This is a genomic window from Vibrio sp. 1401 (assembly GCF_033340295.1).
This window is the reverse complement of the sequence record NZ_JAWOWF010000325.1, coordinates 1-728: the sequence shown is the minus strand read 5'-3', so window position 1 is coordinate 728 and position 728 is coordinate 1. Positions and strand designations below refer to the sequence as shown.

The window sequence follows — 728 nt, the reverse complement described above, 5'->3', positions numbered from 1 at the left end:
CTGGTCGTGTATATAAACTTATTGACCTAAAAGGTCCTATTTCTCGAATTGATTTGTCGAAGCAAAGTGAGCTTGCGCCTGCGAGTATCACCAAAATCACTCGAGAATTAATCGAAGCACACTTGATTCATGAAACTACCGTACAAGAGGCGACAAGTCGTGGTCGTCCTGCCGTAGGTCTACAAGTTAACAACGAAGGTTGGCAGTTTCTGTCGATGCGTTTAGGTCGTGGCTATCTGACTATTGCTCTGCATGAGTTGGGTGGCGATGTCTTGATCGATACCAAAATCGAAATTCATGAACGTGACCAAGACGATGTTCTTGAGCGTCTGCTCTACGAAATTGACGATTTTTTTCAGACGTATGCCGATCAGCTCGATCGTGTTACTAGCATCGCGATTACGCTTCCAGGCCTTGTAAACTCTGAGCAGGGCGTGGTGCTGCAAATGCCTCACTATAACGTCGAAAACCTTGCTTTGGGGCCAGAGATTTACAAAGCGACGGGTTTGCCGGTCTTTATTGCCAACGATACGCGTGCTTGGGCTTTAGCTGAAAAGCTCTTTGGTCATTCCCAAGAAAATGACAACTCTGTTCTTATTTCGATTCACCATGGTTTAGGCGCCGGTATCATTCTTGATGGGCGAGTTCTTCAAGGCCGCCACGGTAATATTGGTGAACTAGGGCATATTCAAATTGATCCCAACGGGAAGCGATGTCACTGTGGCAAC

1 protein-coding gene is annotated in these 728 nt (G+C 46.4%); it reads left to right on the top strand.

What is annotated here, in order from left to right; all coding sequences use genetic code 11:
* On the top strand, positions 1–728 hold a 728-nt coding region (locus R7Z77_RS25415; protein ID WP_318137055.1), incomplete at both ends, for an ROK family protein.